Annotated in this window: 20 protein-coding genes; 9 read left to right on the top strand and 11 right to left on the bottom strand. The window is 66.9% G+C overall.

Annotation, left to right across the window (positions count from 1 at the left end; translation table 11 throughout):
• The first annotated feature begins 25 nt into the window (after window positions 1-25).
• Both OG326_RS08835 and OG326_RS08830 read left to right on the top strand, forming a co-directional pair.
• Window positions 26-1,264 (top strand): MFS transporter, encoded by a 1,239-nt coding sequence (locus OG326_RS08835; RefSeq protein ID WP_327144112.1) that lies wholly within the window; start codon window positions 26-28, stop codon window positions 1,262-1,264.
• Complete coding sequence (locus OG326_RS08830) at window positions 1,261-2,502, top strand: amidohydrolase (RefSeq protein ID WP_327144111.1); 1,242 nt, start codon at window positions 1,261-1,263, stop codon at window positions 2,500-2,502. The genes OG326_RS08835 and OG326_RS08830 overlap by 4 nt, the downstream gene beginning before the upstream one ends.
• A gap of 149 nt (window positions 2,503-2,651) precedes the next feature.
• On the opposite strand, the gene OG326_RS08825 is transcribed toward OG326_RS08830, so the two are convergent.
• From OG326_RS08825 to OG326_RS08800, 6 genes are read right to left on the bottom strand one after another with little or no spacing between them, the layout of a single operon-like run.
• A complete protein-coding gene (locus OG326_RS08825; protein WP_327144110.1) occupies window positions 2,652-3,854 on the bottom strand; it encodes a serine hydrolase domain-containing protein in 1,203 nt (400 codons plus the stop codon).
• A gap of 33 nt (window positions 3,855-3,887) precedes the next feature.
• The gene (locus tag OG326_RS08820; RefSeq protein ID WP_327144109.1) at window positions 3,888-4,952 is read right to left on the bottom strand and encodes a ferredoxin--NADP reductase; all 1,065 of its coding nucleotides are present in this window, start codon (window positions 4,950-4,952) and stop codon (window positions 3,888-3,890) included.
• Window positions 4,949-5,887 carry an SDR family NAD(P)-dependent oxidoreductase gene (locus OG326_RS08815; RefSeq protein WP_327144108.1) on the bottom strand — a complete coding sequence of 313 codons (939 nt, stop codon included), beginning with the start codon at window positions 5,885-5,887 and terminating at the stop codon, window positions 4,949-4,951. The genes OG326_RS08820 and OG326_RS08815 overlap by 4 nt, the downstream gene beginning before the upstream one ends.
• Entirely contained in the window at window positions 5,884-7,455 is a 1,572-nt protein-coding gene (locus OG326_RS08810; RefSeq protein ID WP_327144107.1) for a flavin-containing monooxygenase, read from the bottom strand. The genes OG326_RS08815 and OG326_RS08810 overlap by 4 nt, the downstream gene beginning before the upstream one ends.
• A gap of 28 nt (window positions 7,456-7,483) precedes the next feature.
• Window positions 7,484-8,362, bottom strand: coding sequence for a metal-dependent hydrolase (locus tag OG326_RS08805; RefSeq protein WP_327144106.1), 879 nt, complete (start codon window positions 8,360-8,362; stop codon window positions 7,484-7,486).
• A 29-nt stretch (window positions 8,363-8,391) separates the two neighbouring features.
• Window positions 8,392-9,252: a metal-dependent hydrolase gene (locus tag OG326_RS08800; protein ID WP_327144105.1), complete on the bottom strand. Its 861-nt coding sequence runs from the start codon at window positions 9,250-9,252 to the stop codon at window positions 8,392-8,394.
• Window positions 9,253-9,377: 125 nt separating this feature from the next.
• Between OG326_RS08800 and OG326_RS08795 the strand changes: the two genes are divergently transcribed.
• On the top strand, window positions 9,378-10,121 hold the full coding sequence (locus OG326_RS08795) for a TetR/AcrR family transcriptional regulator (protein WP_327144104.1): 744 nt from the start codon (window positions 9,378-9,380) through the stop codon (window positions 10,119-10,121).
• Here OG326_RS08795 and OG326_RS08790 read toward each other — a convergent pair.
• Entirely contained in the window at window positions 10,053-10,589 is a 537-nt protein-coding gene (locus OG326_RS08790; RefSeq protein ID WP_327144103.1) for a TetR/AcrR family transcriptional regulator, read from the bottom strand. The genes OG326_RS08795 and OG326_RS08790 overlap by 69 nt on opposite strands.
• A 66-nt stretch (window positions 10,590-10,655) precedes the next feature.
• The gene (locus OG326_RS08785; protein ID WP_327144102.1) at window positions 10,656-11,321 is read right to left on the bottom strand and encodes a TetR/AcrR family transcriptional regulator; all 666 of its coding nucleotides are present in this window, start codon (window positions 11,319-11,321) and stop codon (window positions 10,656-10,658) included.
• A 315-nt stretch (window positions 11,322-11,636) separates the two neighbouring features.
• Here OG326_RS08785 and OG326_RS08780 point away from each other — a divergent pair, with 315 nt between their 5' ends.
• Window positions 11,637-12,785, top strand: a complete 1,149-nt coding sequence (locus OG326_RS08780; RefSeq protein ID WP_327144101.1) for an oxygenase MpaB family protein — start codon at window positions 11,637-11,639, stop codon at window positions 12,783-12,785.
• Between the two features lie 65 nt (window positions 12,786-12,850).
• The gene (locus tag OG326_RS08775; RefSeq protein WP_327144100.1) at window positions 12,851-13,822 is read left to right on the top strand and encodes an NAD(P)H-dependent flavin oxidoreductase; all 972 of its coding nucleotides are present in this window, start codon (window positions 12,851-12,853) and stop codon (window positions 13,820-13,822) included.
• Window positions 13,823-13,900: 78 nt separating this feature from the next.
• On the opposite strand, the gene OG326_RS08770 is transcribed toward OG326_RS08775, so the two are convergent.
• Window positions 13,901-14,662: a dienelactone hydrolase family protein gene (locus OG326_RS08770; RefSeq protein WP_327146422.1), complete on the bottom strand. Its 762-nt coding sequence runs from the start codon at window positions 14,660-14,662 to the stop codon at window positions 13,901-13,903.
• Between the two features lie 180 nt (window positions 14,663-14,842).
• The gene (locus OG326_RS08765) at window positions 14,843-16,555 is read right to left on the bottom strand and encodes a GMC family oxidoreductase (RefSeq protein WP_327144099.1); all 1,713 of its coding nucleotides are present in this window, start codon (window positions 16,553-16,555) and stop codon (window positions 14,843-14,845) included.
• Window positions 16,556-16,637: 82 nt separating this feature from the next.
• On the opposite strand from OG326_RS08765, the gene OG326_RS08760 reads away from it, so the two are divergent.
• The 3 genes from OG326_RS08760 (at window position 16,638) to OG326_RS08750 (ending at window position 19,109) form a co-directional block, all read left to right on the top strand.
• The gene (locus OG326_RS08760; RefSeq protein ID WP_327144098.1) at window positions 16,638-17,696 is read left to right on the top strand and encodes an AraC family transcriptional regulator; all 1,059 of its coding nucleotides are present in this window, start codon (window positions 16,638-16,640) and stop codon (window positions 17,694-17,696) included.
• Between the two features lie 146 nt (window positions 17,697-17,842).
• The gene (locus OG326_RS08755) at window positions 17,843-17,968 is read left to right on the top strand and encodes a hypothetical protein (protein ID WP_327144097.1); all 126 of its coding nucleotides are present in this window, start codon (window positions 17,843-17,845) and stop codon (window positions 17,966-17,968) included.
• 4 nt (window positions 17,969-17,972) lie between these two features.
• Window positions 17,973-19,109 (top strand): YeiH family protein, encoded by a 1,137-nt coding sequence (locus OG326_RS08750; protein WP_442790930.1) that lies wholly within the window; start codon window positions 17,973-17,975, stop codon window positions 19,107-19,109.
• On the opposite strand, the gene OG326_RS08745 is transcribed toward OG326_RS08750, so the two are convergent.
• Window positions 19,110-20,276, bottom strand: coding sequence for a lipase family protein (locus OG326_RS08745; RefSeq protein ID WP_327144096.1), 1,167 nt, complete (start codon window positions 20,274-20,276; stop codon window positions 19,110-19,112). It lies immediately after the preceding gene.
• A gap of 240 nt (window positions 20,277-20,516) precedes the next feature.
• On the opposite strand from OG326_RS08745, the gene OG326_RS08740 reads away from it, so the two are divergent.
• On the top strand, window positions 20,517-21,071 hold the full coding sequence (locus OG326_RS08740) for an NADPH-dependent FMN reductase (protein ID WP_327144095.1): 555 nt from the start codon (window positions 20,517-20,519) through the stop codon (window positions 21,069-21,071).
• Window positions 21,072-21,082 lie beyond the last annotated feature (11 nt).

Raw genomic sequence — 21,082 nt, 5'->3', positions numbered from 1 at the left:
GGCTCCGTCTCATGAAGGGGCAACGATGCCACGTACCACCCGGCTGACCGTCATGCTGCTGTTCGCGGCATGGGTCGTCGACTACATCGACCGGACCGTGATCAATTTCGCGTTGCCGTCGATCGGCCGCGACCTCGGTCTCGACCACACTCAGCTGGGTCTGCTGGTGTCGGTGTTCTTCGTCGCGTACGCGGCGGTGCAGGTGCCGGGCGGACTGCTCGCGGACCGCTACGGTGCGCTGAAGGTCGGCACCATCGGACTGGTCGCATGGTCCGTGTTCACCGGGTTGACCGCCATCGCATGGTCTTTCGCGGCGCTGCTGTGCATGCGGTTCCTGTTCGGCCTGGTGCAGGGTGTGTTCCCGGCCGCCGCGCTCAAGGCGCTGGCCGAACGCACCACGCCGGAACAGCGCACCACCGCGACCGGGTGGACCAATGCCTCCAATGCCGTCGGCATTCTGCTGGCCTCGGTGCTCGCGGGCGTCATGCTGCCGACCGTCGGCTGGCGGGCGATGTTCGGGCTGATCTCGGTGCTGGGTGTCATGGTCATCCTGGCCTGGCGGCGCTGGATGCCGGAACCGTTGCCGCAGGACGATATTCCCGCCGACGAGGCGACGGCTGCCGCCGGCCGGCGTGCGGTGCTGTTCTCGCCGTCGCTGCTGGGTTTCGCGGCCATCTTCTTCGGCTACGACGTGCTGGTGTGGGGTGTCACCGCCTGGACACCGACCTTCCTGCAGGAGGAGCGCGGATTGTCGATCACGATGGTCGCGGTGGCGGCGGTGCCCTCGACGCTGGCCGCGGCGGCCGGGGTGGTGCTGGGCGCGCGACTATCGGATCGGATGGGCGGCCGCCCGCGGCGGATTGTCATCCCCGCGATGGCGGCCACCGCGATCATGCTGTTCGTCCTGCCCCGGCTGGAGCCGTTCCCGCTCTTCGTGATTGCGGCGACGGTGATGAGCCTGGTGGCCGGGCTGGCCTATATGCCCGCCTTCTCGGTGCCGCTGCGGGCGCTGCCGAGTGCGTACATGGGCGTGGCGTCCGGGGTGATCATCTTCGGCGGCCAGGTCGCGGGCATCATCAGCCCGGCGCTGTTCGGATTCATGACCGATCGTTACTCCTACACAACGGCTTTCGAAACCATGGCCATCGGGCCGCTGCTGGCGATCATCGCCGCGGCCCTGGTCCCGCAAACCGCCGACGCGTTCTGGGCCAAGATCGCGGCCCGCACGCCGGCGACCGTCCCCCCGAAGGAGATTCACTCGTGACGACCACTCCTGAACTGCACGAGCCCGCGACCGGCGAGCACTGGCTGCAGGTCTACCGCCAGTTGCACGCGCATCCGGAACTGTCCGGCGAAGAGCACGGCACCGCACGGCTGGTGGCCGAGGAATTGCGCGCGCTGCCCGGCTGGGAGGTGACCGAGGGGGTCGGCGGCACCGGGGTGGTCGGCGTGCTGCAGGGCGGTCCCGGACCGGTGGTCTGGTTACGCGCCGATATGGACGCGCTGCCGGTGCAGGAGGACACCGGGCTGGCCTACGCGTCCACCGTGTCCGGTGTCATGCACGCGTGCGGGCACGATGTGCATGTCGCCGCGCTGCTCGGTGCGTGTGCGGAGCTTGCGACGGGGCCGCGGCCGACCGGTACGGTGGTGGCGATCTTCCAGCCCGCCGAGGAGACCGGCGCCGGCGCCCAGCGCATGGTCGATGACGGTGTGGTGCAGCGCTTTCCGAAGCCGTCCATCGTGCTGGGCCAGCATGTCGCGCCGCTGCCCGCCGGATTGGTCATCAGCCGCAGCGGACCGCTGATGGCGGCCTCCGATTCGATTCGGGTGACGTTCACCGGACGCGGCGGTCACGGCTCGCAGCCGCATCTCGCGGTGGACCCGCTGCTCATGGCCGCCACACTGGTGGTGCGCATGCAGACGCTGACCGCGCGGCAGTCCGCCGTGCCCGCCTCCTCGGTGCTCACCGCGGGCGCACTGCACGCGGGCACCCGGCCGAACATCATCCCCGAGACCGCCGAATTGCTGTTGACGCTGCGCACTTTCAGCGATACCGCACGGCAGCGCATGCTCGACGATCTGCAGCGCCTGGCCGAGTCCGAGGCGGCGGGCGCGGGCGCGCCGAAGCCGCCGGAGTTCGTGCCCTACGACCACTTCCCGGTCACCGTCAACACACCCGGTGATACCGAACGCGTCATGGCCACCCTCGCCGCCGCCGGCGTCCCCTATATGCCGCTCGACAATCCCCTCACCGGCAGTGAGGATTTCGGCGTCTTCGGCACTGCGGCGGGGGTCCCCTCGGTCTTCTGGCATATCGGCGGCATCGACTGGGTCCGCTTCACCGAGGAGGACCAGCACATCATGCTCACCGAGCACACCATCCCACCCCGCTTCCCCTCCAACCACTCCCCCCGCTTCGCCCCGGACCCGGAACAGACACTGCCGGCGGCCATCACCGCCATGGTGACAGCGGCCCGCGTGGAACTCTCCCGGACCGAGTGAACATTCAGTCCGACTGACGCGAAACGCACACCCGACTGACGCGAAACGTGCACCCGTCATCCCGGCGCGTTTCGGCCGGGATCCACACCTGTTCGTACTCAGCCGATCTCGGTGGATCCCGGCCGAAAGCATGCCGGGATGACGGGGGGTCAGGCGGCTCGGGCTGTGCGGACGGGGCGGGCGGGGGTTGCGGCGGAGCGGGTGATGGTGGGGAGCAGGACTGACAGGAGGGACATGTCCAGGGGGAGCAGGGACAGGTCCAGGCGGTTGTGCGTGAAGCCGACGGCGAGGCCGGAGGCGGGATCCACCCAGCCGCCGGAGCCGCCGAGGCCGAGGTGACCGAAGCCGCGGGGTGCGCCGAGGGTTGGGAGCGGGTGGTAGCCGAGGTGCCAGAAGGCGCGGCGGGGGTCGGGGCTGGTGCGGGTGGAGCGGTCGAGGGCTCGGGCGGTTTCGGGGGTGAGGAGCTGGACGCCCTCGAAGGCGCCGTCGCCCGCGATGACCGCGTAGACGCGGGCGATGGCGTCGGCGGTGAACACGCCTGTGGCTGCACCGTTTTCGGTGCTCAGCAGGGGTGGGACCGGACCGCGGAGCGCCTCTTCGCCACCCGGGAAGTGCATGGAGCTGATGGCTTTGCCGAGAACGGGGATGCGGGCGGCGGCCGCGGTGAGCGGTCTGCCCAGGCGGGTGCCGGTGGCCGCCAGGCTCGGGCCGACCAGCTCGGCGACCGTGGTGCCGTCTGCGGGATGGCCGAGGTGCAGACCGGTCAGGCCCAGTGGATCAGCCAGTTCGGTGCGGAACAGATCTGCCATGCCCCGGCCGGTGACCGCGCGGCACAGTCCGCCGAGCAGCCAGCCGAAAGTGACCGCGTGATAGACGGGTAACCCGCGCGTCCAGTCGGGGGTCGCGGCGGCCATGCGGTGCTCCATGAGCACGTGGTCCAGCACATCACCGGGCTGGTCGAGGACGCGGCGCAGGTCCGAGAGTCCCGCGCGGTGCGCGAGGACATCGCGCACGGTGACGGAATTCTTGCCGCCGTCGGCGAATTCGGGCCAGTACTCGGCGACGGGGGTGTCGTAGTCGAGCAGTCCGCGATCGACCAGACGGTGCACCACCAGGGAGGTGATGCCCTTGGTGGTGGAGAAGCTCAGCGCGGCGGTGTCGGCCTCCCACGAGATTTCGCCCGCCGCATCGGCGGTCCCGGTCCAGATATTGACCACGGGCTCACCGTGCAGGTAGACCGACAGTGCCCCGCCGGTGCGCAGATAGTGGGCGAACAGGCGGGAGAACGTGCGCACGGGGGCGGCGAAGCGGGAGTCGGCGGAGCCGCGGATCCCTTCGGGCAGAGTAAGCATGCGGGCAACCTCATTGTCGAGCCGGAGCGGTGGTCACTGATCGAAGGTGATGTGCAGATCGTCGGATTCGGGGAGGGTCTGGCAGGCCAGCGTCAGGCCCATGGCGAGTTCCTCGTCGATGAGGGCCTCGTTCATCAGCATGCGCGTGCGGCCCCGCGCCACCCGGCAGACGCAGGTGCCGCAGGCGGATTCGCGGCAGACGTACGGCGCGTCGATGCCGTGGTCGAGGAGCACATCGAGCAGCTTCTTACCGCGCGGCCAGGGCAGCAAATGCGTATCGCCATCGATGTCGACCTGAACTGTCGGGGTATCGCCCGGAGCGCGGGCGGGTACGGCGGTCACCGTGGGCGCGGCCGCGACCACGGGTATCGGCTGCTCGAACGGGTTCTCCGTCAGCGAGCGGTACTCCTCTTGGCGGATCGCGCGCTCGGGGATCCTCAATTGTGCCAGGCCCTGCTTGATCGCCACGGCGAATCCGGCTGGGCCGCAGAGGTACACCTCGTGATTGCGGTAGGGCCGGGCCCACCCGGCGATCGCGCGGGCGTCGGGTAGCCCGCGCTCGGATTCCAGCCAGTGCTGCACGATGAGCCGCCGCGGGTACCGCTGCACGAGCTGGTGCAGCTGCCGGGCGAAGATGATCGACTGCCGATCGCGATTGGCGTACAGCACCACCACTTTCGACCGGCCGAGGGTGAGCGCCGATTTGAGAATCGACATGATCGGGGTGATTCCGCTGCCCGCCGCACACAGCAGCAGATCCCGATTCCACCCGCGCGGCACGAAGTTTCCCGCCGGCTCGAGCACGGTGAGTATGGATCCGGCGGCGACGTTGTCGCAGAGCCAGTTCGAGGCGTATCCCCCGGCCGTGCGTTTGACGGTCACGGCCGGGCGGTCGTCGCAGTGCGGACTGCTGGAGAGCGAATAGCAGCGGGCCACCGAACCGGTGTGCTCGCTCGGCACCTGCAGCGTCAGGAATTGCCCTGGCGAGTAGGCGAATCGGCGTCCGAGATCTTCGGGGATATCGAAGACCAGCGAGACCGCGTCGGCGGTCTCGCTGATGACTTCGCGCACCTTGATCCGGTGTGCGCGTGCGTTCATACCGTCGCGCCCTTTCTGCTGGCGGCGGCGACCTCCCGGGGAGCGTCGATTCCGAACTGATTCAGCAGCCAGGCCCCGGCCGATTCGATGCGCTCCATCGAAATCGGCTGGGTGATACGGCGATTGACACCCGGTGCGATGCGCAGCATGAAGTAGCCGAGCCAGGCTTCGGCCCGCACCGGCACCACGGCCAGGTCGTAGTTCACCGCGCGCACCACGGCCCGGGCCACCAGATCCGGGCTCAGCGGCGAGAACGGCAGCCGGGCCGCGATGTCCTGCACCTGCCGGGCGATCTCCTTACCGCGTTCGACCAGCGCCGGATCGACGCCGACGGTGGTGGCGTGGTCTCCGATACCGGTATTGATCACCCCGGGGCAGATGGCGCTCACCCCAACGCCTTTCGGCGCGAGTTCGAGCCGCAGGCATTCGGTGAGCATCTTCACCCCGGCCTTGGACACCGAGTAGGCCGACATCACCGGCGTCGGTGTGAAGGCGGCCGCCGACGCGATATTGACAATGTGCCCGCGCTTGCCCTCGTCGATCATCAGCCGCCCGAAGGCCCGGCAGCCGTAGACGACGCCCAGCAGATTGACGCCGAGCTGCTTATCCCAATCCTTCGGCTCCAGATCCAAAAACGCTCCGCTGACCAGGATTCCGGCATTGTTGACCAGCACGTCCGGCACACCGTGGTCGGCGTGCACATCCCGGGCGAAGGCCGCCCATGCCGCCGGATCGGTGACATCCAGCCGCATGGCCACGGCCCGCTGCCCGCGCGCCTGAATGAGCGCGACCGTGGCCAGCGCCGCATCCCCGTCGATATCGGAGACGACGACCTGCGCTCCCCCACGTGCGAACCGCTGGGCGACCGCGCGGCCGATGCCGCTGCCCGCACCGGTGACCACCACCAGCCGGGGATCGATATCGTTGATCTTCACAGCGCCTCCTCGGACAGCACGACGCTCGCCGCGCGGACGGGTGCGCCCACGGTGTAGCGATAGACATCGAGATCGAAATGCCGGTTCTGCCAGTACATCTCGCCATGTGTGGACGGGCGGAACGGGGAATCGCCGTGATCATCGATGTAGTAGGTGTTGGAACCGGCACAGGTCGGGGTGAACAGGAAGTTCTTCTCCTGCCGGCGCAGGCATTTCGCGAAGTACTCGTCGTGCACCTCCTGCCGGATCTCGATCTCGGTGGCGCCACGCCGTTTCGACTCGGCAATGGCCCGGCTCAGATGTGCGGCGGTGGCCTCGATCATCCAGATGTACGAGCCGAGCACAAATCCGTACGGACCGGTAATGGTGAAGGCATTGGGGAATCCCGGAACCGATACGCCCTGATAGGACTGGTAGCGGTGCTCGTCCCAGAAGGTCTCCAGGTCGACGCCCCGCCGCCCGCGCATGGGAAACGGTGGTACCGAACCCTTTTCCCAGAGTTTGAATCCGGTGGCGCAGATGAGCACATCGATCTCGTGCTCGGTCCCGTCCACGGTCACCACACCGTTTTCGGTAATGCGCTCGATGGACTCGGTGACCAGGCTGACGTCCTGTCGATTGAACGTCTTCAGATAGTCGTTGGACATGGAGGGCCGCTTACAGCCGAGCCCGTACTTCGGCATGAGCTTCTCCCGGAGCACCGGGTCGGTGACCTGCGCCCGCATCCACTGGCGGATAGGCACTTCCGCCAGCCGCCGGCTGCTGTCGGTGAGCCAGGTCGGACCGGCCACCATGCCGCTCATGGCCAGTTCGGTGCCCACATTGCCGACCGCCCGCAGCGCCGAGCGAATTCGCCTGCGGCCCAATACCTGCCGCCCGAGCCAGCCGACCTCCGAATCGCTCTTGGGGAAGACCCAGATCGGCGTGCGCTGGAAGACGGTCAGATGTTCGGTCTCGTCCACAATCGCCGGGATCAACTGCAATGCCGTCGCCCCGGTGCCGATCACGGCGACCCGCTTACCGCGCAGGTCCACATCGTGGTCCCACATGGCGGTGTGCACAAGCGTGCCGCCGAAATCGTTCACCCCCTCGATATCCGGCATCTTCGGCCGTTCCAGACCGCCGATGGCGAGCACCGCGTACCGGGCGGTGAGCTGCTGCCCGCCGTCGGTGGTCAAGCGCCACAGGCTGCTGTCATCGTCGAAATCGGCCGCCACGATGGTGGTGTTCAACCGCAGTTTGCCGCGCAGTCCGTACTTGTCGACCATGTCCTCGGCATAGTCGCGAAGTTCGGTGCCTGGCGCGAAGATCCGCGACCAGTCTCCGCGCTGCTCATAGGAGAAGCTGTAGATGAACGAGGGGATGTCCACCGCCACACCGGGATAGGTGTTGGCATGCCAGGTGCCACCCACCCGGTCCCACTTGTCCACAATGATGAAGTCGTGAATACCCTTGCGCTGCAGGGCGATGCCGGTGCCGATGCCGCCGAACCCCGCCCCGACCACGATGACCTCGTGGTCGGGACGGGCAGCGTCCGGCGCACCCGTGCCGAAGTCGTTGCCGCTCATACTTTTTCCTCGCGTCCGTCTGCCCGGCTCAGCCGATGCGATCGACAAGTTCGCCCTGCGCGCCGAAGAGTTCGACGCGCCAGCGCTCCAGCAATTCCGTGGTGTCGATATCGTCGGGATGGAAGCCCGGCCGCATGTACGGCCGCATTTCCTTCAAGAGCCCCTTGACGATCGGACCCCGGACCAGCCGAACCGATTGCCGCGCCACCTTTATCGGCCGCCAGCTGCGTGGATCACTGAGGATCGACACGGCGACACCCAACCCGACCACCGGAATGGTGAGCGCGTAGCTGCCCGCCATCAGTCCGATGCGCAGGGCCTCGGAACCGCCGGTGGCGCGATACACATCGAAGGCCACGGATTTGTGCTCGAGTTCCTCGAACGCGTGCCAGTTCAACAGATTCCAGACTTCGGGATCACCGGGAATGGTCTGGATCGCGTCCTCGCCGAGCACCCGGGCCGCGAGCGTCGCGGTGTAGTGCTCGGCCAGTGCGGTGAAGGCCAGGTGCGCCTGCCGCGGCACCAGATTCTCGAACCTGACCAGTGCCCGTTCCCGCAGCGCACCGGGTTCGAAGGTGAAGATCCGCACGATGGGGAAACCCATATCGATCAACTGATCGTTCAATACTCGATGCTGCTGACCGTGCACCGCCTCCTGACCGATGAAGCCCGCCACCCGCTTCTTGAGCACGGGATCGGTGATCTCACCGGAGAATTTGCGCACCGAGCGAATGAAGGATTCCTCGCCCGGCGGGAACGCACCCGAGAGCACGGCAATGAGGTGGGTCAGCGGAATGTCGTCCTGGACGAATTGGTGCGCCATCGGCTCGGGCTGGCCGAACCGGAATCGCATGCGCCGGACCTTGGGATAGGGGGTGAGGGACTTGGTGTCCTGACCGATCGTCATTGGTCGGTCCTTTCTCGATGGAGTTGTGGTTACTTCAGGTGATCGACGAGCACGCCTTCTTCGCCGAAAAGCCTTTGCTGCCACTGCTGAAGCAGTGCGGTGGTGTCGATGTCGTCGGGATGGAAGCCCGGGCGCAGATACTGGGCCAGCTCCGCCATCAGCCCGCGGAAGATGGGTCCGCGGAACAGGGCGTACGCCTCCTGCGCGACGCGCACGGGCTGCCGCCGCGCGACCGGGTCCCGGGCCAGCGAAATCGCCAGAGTCCCGAAGGTGAAGGGCATGGTGAAGGCGAACAGCCCGGCCATGACTCCGATGCGTGTGCGCTCGGAGCCGCCGACCGCCCGGAAGACGTCGAAGGCCACCGATTTGTGCTCGAGTTCTTCCAGCGCATGCCAATTCAGCAGATGCCAGAACTCGGGTGAGGCCGGAATGTTCTGGATCTCGTCACTGGAGAGCACCCGCTGCGCCAGGACGGCGGTGTAGTGCTCGGCGGCCGCGGTCGCGGCCAGATGGACCAGCGGTGCGAATCGCTCCTCGAGCCGGAGCATGCGCTCCTTGGCCTGATCGGTATCGATCCACTCGATGGGATAGCCCATATCGACGAGTTTGTCGTTGAGTTGGCGGTGCTCCTGGCCGTGCATGGCCTCTTGCCCGATGAAGCCGGCGACACGCTTCTTCAGCACCGGATCGGTGACGAGTTCGGCCACGCGGCGGACCGAGCGGATGAAGGATTCCTCGCCCGGCGGGAAGCCGCCGGAGAGTCCGGCGACGAAGTGGCTGAACACCATATCGCCGTCGACGAAGTACTTATCGTTCGAATTGTGTTGCTCGAAACGGAAACTGATCCGCCGAGCCTTCGGGTAGGTGGTTGCGGGAGGCGCACTTGTCATCTTTGACCGTCCTTGGTGCAACACTGAGTACCTAGTACTGCGTGTTCGATGTGCAGTCAGTGTAGGATTGTCCCAGACAGCAACGCAAGGGGTGCGCCGTAACGGATCGAATTACAATCTCCGGCATGGCCTCCCACCCACCCGCCGCGCAGAAGGGTGATGCCAGGCACGACCGCTGGCACTCACATCGCGCCCTGGTGCGCGCCGAACTCATCGAGGCCACCATTCGCGCCATCGACGCGCACGGGCCCGATCTGTCCATCGATGATGTCGTGAAAACCGCGGGGATACCGCGCCCCAAGCTGTATCGCTTCTTCGGCGACAAGGTCGAACTGCTGGCCGCGGTCAGCGGCCGGGTACAGCAGCTAATCGTCGAACGCGTGACACCGCTCTTCGATCCGGCCGCCTCGGCGCGCGAGGCCATCGGCACCGCGCTGGCGGCCTATATCGACCTGGTCTCCGAGCGCCCCAACCTCTTTCGCTTCATTGTGAGCTCACATGTGGTCGCCGCCTACGGCGCGACACAGCTGCTCGAGGACGGCCGGCCGCTGTCGGACGCGGTCGCCGACTTCTTCTCCGGCATCCTGCGGTTGCGCGGCGCGGACGGCGAGCACACCCAGTTCGTGGTGGACGCCCTGCTGGGCGCGATCGGACTCGGCGTGCTGCGCTGGCTCAACGAACCGGTGATCAGCGGTAAGGAACTGGCCGAACAATTGACCTCGTTCGCCTGGGGCGCACTGTCTTCCACCGCCGAATCACGCGGGCTGGTCCTCGATCCCGACGAACCGCTGACCACACAGCTAGCTCACGAACCGCTCCACCATGCGCCGCTCGCTCGCGGCATCGGGCAGCGGCCAGCACAGCAGTGACAGCACCACCCGCACAATCCATTGCGCCGCTTCATCATCGGGCGTGATGCCGGTCAGCATGGTCGCGATCCGGCCCAATTCCGTTGAGGAGGCGAAGACTTCATTGCTGCCGCCGGTTCTGTCTGCGAACCAGCGCGCGAGGGCGGGGTCCGACCGCACGGCGGTGACCGAGGCGAGCGTGGCCTCCACAATCCGCCGCGATCCGTCGTAGCGCGATACGGCCGCCGCGACCCGCTGCGCGACCGCGACCGCGGAGCGCGCCAGAACGGCATCGATGAGCGCGGGCTTACCCCGGAAATGCCGGTAGAGCGTGGCCCGCGAACAGCCGGCCGCGGCAGCCACATCATCCATCCCGACCTGATCGAACCCGCGCGCCAGGAACAACTCCGCCGCGGCAGCCACGATCCGCTCGCTCGCGATCGACCGGCGCACCCCGCCCGCCAGCCAATCCACCTGCCGGTCGGCCACATCAACTCCTCGGACTCGGCGACACTCCGGTCTCATCCTGAGACGCCGGGACCAATTCGTCCAGGGTCAGTTCAGGGAGCCGTCACCGGAACCGGCCATCTCGCGGCGCACGGTGGTGGTGATCTCGGAGGAGGTCAGGATCATGGCGACCAGGAAGTCGATGAGCACACCGCGCTCGATATCGAGGTCGCCGCGCAGCCATTCGGTGAGCAGTTCCACGCCACCGTGTGAGACAGTGCGGGCGGCGAGTTCGGCGTGAATACCCTCGGCGGCCGATTCGCCGAGCAGTTCGCGCGCCTGATCGAGCATGATGCCGGCGACCAGACCCACGAATTCGCCTCTGCGGCGGCGCAATTCATCGAGCGACTGGAGCTCGATGAACAGCCGGCGACGCAGCGGATTGTCGGCGACCGAGGTCACTCCGGCCTCGACCACCGCGCGCAGCCGCACCCGGGTATCGGACGGCGTGGTGGCCAGCAGCGCCACGAATTCGGCCATCACCTGCGCGAGTTGTTCGTCGAGGATTTCGAAGAGCAATTGGTCGGTATCGGCATAGCTCTCGTAGAAGTAGCGGTCGTTCAGCCCCGCGTGGGCGCTCAGCGCGCGCACCTTGAGCCCGGCCAGCCCCTGCTCGCCGATGATCTCCTCGGCGGCCTCGACCAGCTTGCGGCGGCGCTGCCGCTGCCGCTCCTCGGCGCTGAGTCCGGCGTACCGGCCTCGGGATGTCTCCACGTCGCTACCTCGTCATTGCCGACCCAGTTTGGTGAAGACTATCACCACAGTTCTGCCCACAGCCTTCACTAGTGCGTTTGCCACCGGGCACCCATACACAGCCGGCACGGAGTGAGTGCATGAGAGATTTTCTCCTAAATCTTGTCACGAGCGAAAATCTGGTGAAGACTGTTGCCAGATATCTGGTGAGGACGTTCACCAGAACCACGAAGGAGCTGCCCGATGACGCGCACTCGACCGTCGACCATTCCGACTCGGCATCCTGACGCCCCGGCCGAGGTACCGGTGCTGGGACCGATAGCCAGAGTGATGCGAATGAAGCCGCCCAACGATGCGGAGTGGGCGGCCATCGGGGAGGCCCTGACCATCGGGGATCGGCCCATGGACGAACTGGTGGAGTGGATGTATGCCGCGGGGATGGGAAAGGTGCGGCCACTGTTCGATCAGGCGCTGGAACACGGCATCGACAGCATTCCGGATGCGCCGGAACCGTTGCGGGCCTTCTTCACCGCGGTGGAGAAGCCGCCCGCGTGGGTGGACTGGAAGCGAATCGAGCTCGGGGAACGCATCTTTCAGGCCGCCGGGATCGATGGCATCTACATGGCGCGCGATGTTCCGTTCCTCGGCGGCTTCGTGGCCTCCGGCATCAATCGCACCCTGCTGCTGACCAATACCGGTAAGAGCGGCGCGACCGGCGGCGGCCGGCGCTTCGCCGAAACCATGAAGTGGGCGCTCGACGTCATCTCGGACGGCGGAATGCGGCCCGGCGGCAAGGGTTTCCGCTCCACCCTGCATGTGAGGCTGATCCATACCTTCGTGCGCCGGCATGTCGCGAACCTGCCGGAGTGGAGCGCCGAGGACTGGGGAGTGCCGGTCAATCAGACCGATATGGCGGTCACCATGCTGGGCGCGCTCTACGCACCCGCGCTCACCGGCATGATGATGGGCAATGTCTTCACGCCCAGGGAACTGGACGCGATCGTGCACCTCACCCGCTATGTCGGCTGGGTCATGGGTATCGAGGAACGCTACCTGCCAACAGGATTCGTGGACGCCACCAAGCAGCTCTTCCACTATCTGACCGTCCTCACCGCTCCCGACGAGACCAGCATGCAGCTGGCACGGCCCATGGCTGAAGACCCCTTGACCTGGTACTACTCGAATCTCACATCGCTGCGCCGCCGGATTGCCTGGGCCCGGCACCTCTCGATCAGCACGGCCTTCCTGGGCCGCGGCCGGATGCGCCAACTCGGCCTGCCCAGCTATATGCCGCCCTGGTATCCGGTGGCCAAGTTCCCGGTCAATGTGGTCCGTTCCGGCGTGGGCATGCTCGTCCCGGGCTGGCGCACCCGGCAGGCCCGTACGGGTCTCCGCTCCCAGCATGCCTTCATCACGACCCTGATCGGACCCGAGGACGACGGGGCGATCGGCGGTTCCGTGAACTACATCGGCCATGCGGCCTGACTCCGCGAATCCTCGCGCGGCTTAAGCTTCGCTACGTTCACGACTCACCGAAGGAACCGCGCACCATGAGCCTGCCGCCCATCCTGTCCGAACGACTACGCCTGCCGGCGGTCGCCTCACCGATGTTTCTCGTCTCCGGCCCGGACCTGGTCATCGCGCAGTCGCGGGCCGGAGTGGTCGGTTCGTTCCCGTCGCTCAACGCGCGGCCGCAGTCGCAGTTCCGCGAATGGCTGGTGCGCATCAACGAGGAGCTCGCCAAGCACGATGCCGAGAATCCGGACCGGCCCTCCGCGCCGTACGCGGTGAACCTGATCGTGCACAAGAGCAACGACCGGCTCGAGGAAGATCTGGCGACGATCGTCGAATTCCAGGTGCCGATCGTCATCACCTCGCTCGGCGCCCGCGCCGATGTCAATGAGGCGGTGCACTCCTACGGCGGCATCGTGCTGCACGACGTCATCAATAATGTGTTCGCGCACAAGGCGGTCGAGCGCGGCGCGGACGGACTCATCGCGGTGGCCGCCGGTGCGGGCGGGCATGCCGGAGCCCAATCCCCCTTCGCCCTGATTCAGGAGATCCGCGCCTGGTTCGACGGTCCGCTGCTGCTCTCGGGCGCCATCGGGCACGGCCGGTCGGTGCTCGCCGCACAGGCCGCCGGCGCGGACCTGGCCTACATCGGCTCATCCTTCATCGCCACCGAAGAGGCCAATGCCACAACCGATTACAAGCAGATGATCGTCGACTCCACCGCCGCCGACATCATCTACTCCAGCCGCTTCACCGGCGTGCACGGAAACTACCTGCGCCCCAGCATCACAGCGGTCGGCCTGGACCCGGACAACCTCGGCGACCGCGACCCGTCGGCCATGAATTTCGGCACCGACGACTCGCAGACCACCGAAGCCAAACCGTGGCGCGACATTTGGGGCTCCGGTCAGGGCATCGCCACCACCGCCGCGGTGACCACCACCGCCGAGCTGGTCGACCGCCTGATCACCGAGTACGCCGACGCGAAGATCCGGCTGCAACAGCTCTGACCACCGAATCGCCTGCCCGGCAGGAGGTTTCGGAGGTATCGGCGTCCGGCGCGGGGCCGGACGCCGCCACCTGCGAGGTCAGATCGCCGGCTCGGCGATACGCCCGAGGTGCTTCTCGAAGAAGCGCGCGTGATTGTCGGCCATGAAGGTGGCCATCCGCTGATGCCTGCCCGGATAGATGTGCAGCGCCTTGTCCGTGGAACCGACGGCATCGAACAGTTCCAGGCCGCGTTCCCGGCCGATTTCCTCGTCGTCCCAGGCGATCGTGAACTCGACCGGGAGCGTGAGCTGCGGCGCGGCATCGATCAGGGCCTGATATGCCAGGACCGGACCGAAGACCGCGGCGGTGATCCGCGGCTCGGCGATGGTCAGCATCAGACCGATCGCGACACCGAGGGTGGTGCCGCCGTAGCCGATCGGCGCCCCGGCGCCGATCTCGGGCAGGGCCTGCAGGGCGTCGATGGTCGCCTGCCATTCCGGCACGGCCCGCTCGGCCAGCGAGATGTTGTAGTCGGTGATGATCGGATCCATCGACTCACCTGCCGCCCGGGCGGCATGGAGCGCATCGACCCACTGCTGGTCCCGGGCGTTTCGCGGACGGTCACCGTGACCGGGCGCATCGATGGCCGCGACGGTGTAGCCCTTGCTGGTCACCACGTGCTGCGCACTGGCCACCAGTCCCGGCGCACGCTTGTGCATACCGCCGCTGTGACCGCTCAGGAGCAGCGGGGCACCCTCGACGGAGCCGGATTCGGGCGAGAAGAGCACACCGGTGATGTCACCGAGTGTGAAGGAACGCTCCAGCACGCCATTGGAGGACGTCTGAGCGGTGAACTGAATGGTGTTGTGGTTCATGGCATTGCCTTTCGGGAGGGCCTATCGGCGCTCCCGGCGACACCAATGTCAACCGACCGTCCGTGAACGGAGAAGGGAGCACCCAACTGTTACTGCGTTCATGGGTCTCACCTCCTTGCGTGTGTCACGGACTCCAAGAGAGTAACAGTACGGGTGGGTGTCGCGTCAACAGTTTTTCTGAGATTCGATCACGGTCAGCGAAAGCCGCAGGGCCGCAGGGGCACTGGCGGGTACGACCGGGCTGCGGGGCGCGATCGGGGCGAGGCGCCGATACGCCGCGCCCGGGTCGGGGCGCTGATCGGCGTCGCCCTTGTTCGGCCAGAGCGAGACTGCCCGTTCGGCCTGGGCCGTGATGGTGAGCGAGGGGTTCACACCCAGATTCGCGGAGATGGTGGACCCGTCGATGACGTGCAGCCCCGGATACCCGTAGAGCCGGTGGTACGCGTCGACCACACCGGTCTCGGCCGAATCGCCTATGGCACAACCGCCCAGGAAGTGACCGGTCATCGGGATATTGAAAATGCTGCTGCTGGCGGACCCGGTGGGGAAGCCGTTGATCTTGGCGGCGACGCGGCGGCCCACCTCGTGGCCGGAGGGAATCCAGGTCGGATTCGGTTCGCCCTCACCCTGTTTGGTGGTCATGCGGCGACCGAAAAGGCCCTTCTTGGTGACGGTCGTGATCGAGTTGTCGACCGATTGCATGACCAGCAGGCCGATCATCTCCTCGGACCAGCGCCGCGGAGTGTGCATCTTCAGCAGATCGCGGCGATTGCGCGCCAGCTCGCGCAACCAGGCCCGGCCGCGCGGCGGTTCACCGCTGACCATGGCCGTGGTCATGAGTGCGAGGACATTGCTGCCCTTGCCGTAGCGGACCGGCTCGATGTGGGTGTCGGCATCGGGATGGATCGAGGACGTGATCGCCACGCCCCTGGTGAAGTCGCTGCCCCTGTCTCGGCTGCGAATCGACAGCAGCTCTTCGGAATTGGTGCGCGAGAGATAGCCGAGGCGCGCGGAGATATTCGGCAGCGAACCGCCGTCGCGGAGCCGGTGCAGCAGCCGCTGGGTGCCCAGCGAGGCCGCCGCGAAAATCACCTGCTCGGCGGTGAATTCACGGCGCTGCTTGCGCATCCAGCGACCGGTGCGGACCGTTTCGATGGCGTATCCGCCACCGGACAGCGGGCGCACATCGGTGACGGTGGTCAGCGGATGCACTGCGGCGCCGGCCTTTTCGGCGAGATACAGATAGTTCTTGACCAGGGTGTTCTTGGCATTGTGGCGGCAGCCGGTCATGCATTCACCGCAGTGGGTGCAGGTGCGACGCGCGGGCCCGACGCCACCGAAGAAGGGATCGGGGACGTCCTCACCGGGCCGGCGGCCGGGTCCGCCGAAGAAAACGCCGACGGGTGTGCGCTGATAGGTGCCGGCAATGCCCATCTCCTCGGCGACCTCGAGCAGGACGCGGTCGGTGGGCGTGGTGGCCGGGTTGACCGTTACGCCCAGCATGCGTTTGGCCTGGTCGTAGTGCGGGGCGAGTTCGGTCTTCCAGTCGGTGATATGACCCCACTGGCGGTCGCCGTAGAACTTCTCCGGCGGTTCGTACAGCGTGTTGGCGTACACCAGCGACCCGCCGCCCACCCCGGCGCCGCTCATGACGAAGGTGTCCTTCAACAGCGTCAGGCGCTGAATTCCGAAGCAGCCCAGGGCCGGAGCCCACAGGAACTGCCGGGCCCGCCAGGAAGTCTTGGCGAATTCGTCATCGGCGAAGCGGCGGCCCGCCTCCAGAACACCGACCCGGTATCCCTTTTCGGTCAGCCGCAGGGCGCTCACGCTCCCGCCGAAGCCCGAGCCGATGACAATGACGTCGTAGTCGAAACCCATGCGTCAAACGCTACGACCTGCGCGAATACCTCCCACAATGCACTACGGCCAATAAATCAATAGTTTCGGCCATACTCGGAGGATGAGCACCGTCGAGGAGCCGGAGGTCCGGACCTGGAACTTCCCGCGCGGCACCGCCAGTGTCGCGGTCATGGCCGGGTTCGCGGCCGAGCACGGGGTGACGGCCGATCGCATACTCGCGGGCACCGGACTGCACGAGCGAGCGCTCACCGATGCGGATGCGCAGATCTCCGCCGACACCGAACTGGCGGTGGTGCGCAATCTGGTCCGGGAACTCGCGGACGTGCCGGCGCTCGGCGTGGAGGTGGGCCGCCGCTATCGCATCAGCACCTTCGGCATCTTCGGCTACGCCTGTGTCACCAGTCCGACCCTGCGCGAGGCCATCTCCCTCGCACTGCGCTACTACCGCCTCGGCTTCGCCTTCTGCACACCGATCGTGGAATCCCGGCCGCGTGAGGTGATCACCTGGATTCATCACGACACCATCCCCGCCGACGTACAGCGGTTCCTGGTCGAGCGGGATATTGTCGCCATGCACCGGGTGATGAGCGATCTGCTCGGCGCGCGGGTCGATTTCAGCAGCGCCGAATTCTCCTATCCGGCAACGGATCAGGCGGAGATCCTGACGCGGCTGTTCGGGGTGCGCCCGCATTTCGGCCATGCGCACACCACCTTCGGCATCGATCCGGATCTGCTCACCCAGGCGCTCCCCCAGGCCAATCAACCCACCTGGGCCCTGTGCGTGGCGCAGTGCCGCGAGCTGCTGCACCGCCGCAGCGCGCGCACCGGCATTGCGGCGGAGGTCCGCGATCGACTGCTACCCGGTACCGGCGCAACAGGATTCAGTACACCCCCGACCCTCGACGCGGTGTGCCGCGACCTCAATCTCAGCCCCCGCACGCTGCGCCGCCATCTGGTTGCCGCGGGTACCAGCTACCGCGCACTCCTGGATGAAGTGCGCCAGGCGCTGGCCGAGGAGATGCTCACCGCCACCCCACTCTCGGTGGACGACATAGCCATTCGGCTCGGCTACGCCGAAGCCACCCCGTTCATCCACGCGTTCAAACGCTGGACGGCCACCACGCCCGCCGCGTACCGCCGCGCGCACCGCCGGGACTGACGCGCGAATACCTGGTCAGCGCAGCAACCTTCGCCTCCGGAATCACAGCGATTTCAAACCTGGCTCACAGCAATGGCCACCCTCATAGTGCAGGTCTGCGGCACTGATGAGGCGGTGTCGCGGTGTTTTTCTGTTTGGAGGCAGTGGTGACAAATACCAAATCGTGGCCCGATGCGCTCGGCCGGCTCGGCGCCGACTGGTGGTCCGTAATCGTGGCGGGTACGGCGACAGTGCTCGCCGTATTCGACGCCCTGCCCAAGATTCCGTGGTGACACCGTGAGTGATACCGCGATCGACCCGAACAAGACCGACGACGAATTCGACGAGACCCCGAGCGAGCCGCTCACCGTCAAGAGCCTGCTCGCCTATCTGCCCGGCATCGCACTGCTGGTGGCCGTCGGCGTGCTCGGCAAGTACACCGAGATCTGGTGGCTGAAGATCGCCAAGCACGAGCACTGGACCGTACCCGATATCGAGTACGTGCTGTGGGCCATTCTGATCGGCCTGCTCATTACCAATACCGTTGGCCTGCACCGCATTTTCCGCCCCGGCGTGGGCACCTACGAGTTCTGGCTGAAGGTCGGCATCATCGCGCTCGGCTCCCGCTTCGTGCTCGGTGATGTGGCAAAGCTGGGCGGTACCAGCATCATTCAGATCCTGGTGGATATGACGGTGTCCGGGGCCATCATTCTGACCGTGGCGCGGCTGCTCGGACTGTCGGGCAAGCTCGGATCGCTGCTGGCGATCGGCACCGCGATCTGTGGCGTCTCGGCGATCATCGCGGCCAAGGGCGCCATCCGGGCGCGCAATTCGGATGTCGGCTATGCCATTGCCGCGATTCTGGCGCTCGGCGCGGTGGCGCTGTTCGCACTGCCGCCGCTCGGGCATGCCATCGGCCTGACCGATCACGAGTTCGGGCTGTGGGCGGGTCTGGCGGTCGATAACACCGCGGAGACCACCGCCACCGGCTACCTGTTCTCCGATACGGCCGGTAAGACCGCGGTGCTGGTCAAGTCGACCCGCAACGCGCTCATCGGATTCGTGGTGCTGGGCTTCGCGGCCTACTGGGCGGCGCGCGGCGAGGCCGATGCCATCGCTCCGGGGCTGCGCGCCAAGGCCGCCTTCGTCTGGGCCAAGTTCCCGAAGTTCGTGCTCGGCTTCCTGGCGGTCTCGGCGCTGGCGACCGCGCACTGGCTGAACAAGGCGCAGATCACCAATCTGGGCAATCTGTCGCGCTGGGCGTTCCTGCTCACCTTCGCGGGCGTGGGTCTGAACACCAATATCCGCGAGCTGGCCCGCACGGGCTGGCGGCCGCTGGTGGTCGCCGTGATCGGGCTGGTGACGGTCGCGGTGGTCTCACTGGGTTTGGTGCTGTTCACCTCGCGTGTCCTGCATTGGAACGTCGGCGTCTGATCAGGCGCCGCGCTGCATCTGCATCGACTGGATGTCCGCGAAGCGCTCGGCCAGGAAGCGCATGGCGGGGCCGGCGAAAGACAGTGCGCCGGTGATGTGTTCGCGACGCGGCATGGACAGCATGGTGACATCCACGCCGAGGGCCTTCCAGTCCTCCGCGAGCCGCACGGCCTGCGGATACGGGATGATCTGTTCTGCCGTACCGCCCGCGACCAGCACCGGGGCCGCCGGAGCCAGCGCACCGAGCTTGTTCTCACGCAGGCGCGCTTTGACTTCCGGCACCTCGAACGGCATGCGGTGGCAGTACGTGGAGACCTTCTTGGGAACGAAGGCCCCCAGGCCGATGCCGACCAGCGCCGCGGGAATCGCGTGCGTCCGGCGGAACACCGCCGCCAGCGCCCGGCCCTGCGGCTTGAGGTACTGCAGCACATCGAGTTCCGGGTAGGCGGCATCCAGGCCGAGCACGCCGTAGAACAGCAGGAAGGCGTACGGGCTGCCGTCCAGGAAGCTGATCATGTCTTCCAGATCGGCGGGAGCCGAGCCGACCACACCGCCGGCCAAGGGCAGATCGGGCGCGTAGCCGGGCTGCAATTGCAGCGCCCAGCCTGCGGCACAACCGCCTTCGGAGTAGCCGTAGATGCCGAGCGGGCCGTTCGGGTCCAGTCCGGCGGCGGTCAGGCGGCGCGCGGCGCGCATGCTGTCGAGCACCGACGGTCCCAGTGCGCGGCCCATGACATACGGGTGCGTGCCCGGATTACCCAATCCCGGGTAGTCGGTGATGGCGAGGGCCCAGCCGCGGCGCAGGGCGGCGGTGATGAAGACCGATTCGTATTCGAGGCCGACGCGCAGCTGCCAGGAGGCGGAGGCGACCTTATCGGCCAGCCCCTGGGTGCCCACGGCGTAGCCGATCAGCGGTCGCGAACCCTCGCCGCGCCACGGCTCGCGCGGCACCAGCACCGTGCCGGTGACCTGAATCGGCGCACCGGAACCATTGGTGGAGGTGTACTCGATGCGCCAGGCGCGGGCGGGAAGTCGCAGGCCGGGCAGTAGATATGCCGTCGTGGGCTCCGCGGACAGCAGTCGACCCGGGACAGGTCCGGCGGATGTCGCCGTGGACCTTCCGGCACCGACCGCCGCCTCGTCGAAGCGGTTGGTGAACGCAGTCATCTTTGCCTGCCCTTCTCGCGCCAAACACTCTCTATGCAGTTGTCGCGCAATCGAATCCATGTGTTAACAACTGTCCCGGACAGCGCGGCATTCCCGCCACGATACCGAAAATGAGAGAAAGTGACAGGCTGTGATGCAACCGCTCCCACTCGGTGGGACAGCTCACCGCCGCCGTGACCGAACGGTGAGCTGAATAACGGTGTGCGAAATACCGAGCCGCCCGTTCCTGTTGCCCGCTGCGTGACCACTCCGCTGCGCATTCTGCTGATCTCGGGCAGCACCCGGGACAGTTCCACCAATACCGCCGCCCTCCGCACCGTGGCGGCCCTCGCCCCGGCGGGTATCGAAGCGACGCTGTACGACGGCCTGGTCGGCCTGCCCGCCTTCATTCCGGGTGACGAGGCCGCACCCGCCGCCGTCGAAGCGCTGCGCACGCGAATCGGCGCGGCCGATGCCGTCCTCATCAGCGCCCCCGAGTACGCGGGCATGATCCCGGGCAGCCTCAAGAACCTGCTGGAATGGACCGTCGGCACCGGCGATCTGGTGGACAAGCCGGTCGCGTGGATCAATGTCGCCTTCACCGGCCGCGGCGATGCGGCCGTCGAAACCCTCCGCACGGTCCTCGGATATGTGAGCGCCGATATCGTCGAATCCGCCTGCGGCCGAATCACCGTGCTGCGCGAGCAGCTGGGGGCGGACGGCCTGGTCGAGGATGCCGACGTACGCGAGCAACTGGGCGGGGTACTGCCCGCCCTCGCAGCGCATGTGCGCGAGAAGGATTCAGGTCACGCGTAGCGGTGGTGATG

This window comes from Nocardia sp. NBC_01327, from assembly GCF_035958815.1.
GTDB lineage: Bacteria > Actinomycetota > Actinomycetes > Mycobacteriales > Mycobacteriaceae > Nocardia.
The sequence above is the reverse complement of the archived record's forward strand: the minus strand, read 5'-3'. Positions and strand labels throughout refer to the sequence as shown.

Excerpts from the sequence above, each read along its gene's own strand:
- OG326_RS08825 (WP_327144110.1), bottom strand. The coding sequence starts at position 3,854 with ATGCTTACTCTGCCCGAAGGGATCCGCGGCTCCGCCGACTCCCGCTTC.
- OG326_RS08745 (WP_327144096.1), bottom strand. The coding sequence starts at position 20,276 with ATGACTGCGTTCACCAACCGCTTCGACGAGGCGGCGGTCGGTGCCGGA.
- OG326_RS08795 (WP_327144104.1), top strand. The coding sequence starts at position 9,378 with ATGGCCTCCCACCCACCCGCCGCGCAGAAGGGTGATGCCAGGCACGAC.
- OG326_RS08780 (WP_327144101.1), top strand. The coding sequence starts at position 11,637 with ATGAAGCCGCCCAACGATGCGGAGTGGGCGGCCATCGGGGAGGCCCTG.
- OG326_RS08835 (WP_327144112.1), top strand. The coding sequence starts at position 26 with ATGCCACGTACCACCCGGCTGACCGTCATGCTGCTGTTCGCGGCATGG.
- OG326_RS08765 (WP_327144099.1), bottom strand. The coding sequence starts at position 16,555 with ATGGGTTTCGACTACGACGTCATTGTCATCGGCTCGGGCTTCGGCGGG.
- OG326_RS08800 (WP_327144105.1), bottom strand. The coding sequence starts at position 9,252 with ATGACAAGTGCGCCTCCCGCAACCACCTACCCGAAGGCTCGGCGGATC.
- OG326_RS08775 (WP_327144100.1), top strand. The coding sequence starts at position 12,851 with ATGAGCCTGCCGCCCATCCTGTCCGAACGACTACGCCTGCCGGCGGTC.
- OG326_RS08820 (WP_327144109.1), bottom strand. The coding sequence starts at position 4,952 with ATGAACGCACGCGCACACCGGATCAAGGTGCGCGAAGTCATCAGCGAG.
- OG326_RS08760 (WP_327144098.1), top strand. The coding sequence starts at position 16,638 with ATGAGCACCGTCGAGGAGCCGGAGGTCCGGACCTGGAACTTCCCGCGC.
- OG326_RS08810 (WP_327144107.1), bottom strand. The coding sequence starts at position 7,455 with ATGAGCGGCAACGACTTCGGCACGGGTGCGCCGGACGCTGCCCGTCCC.
- OG326_RS08805 (WP_327144106.1), bottom strand. The coding sequence starts at position 8,362 with ATGACGATCGGTCAGGACACCAAGTCCCTCACCCCCTATCCCAAGGTC.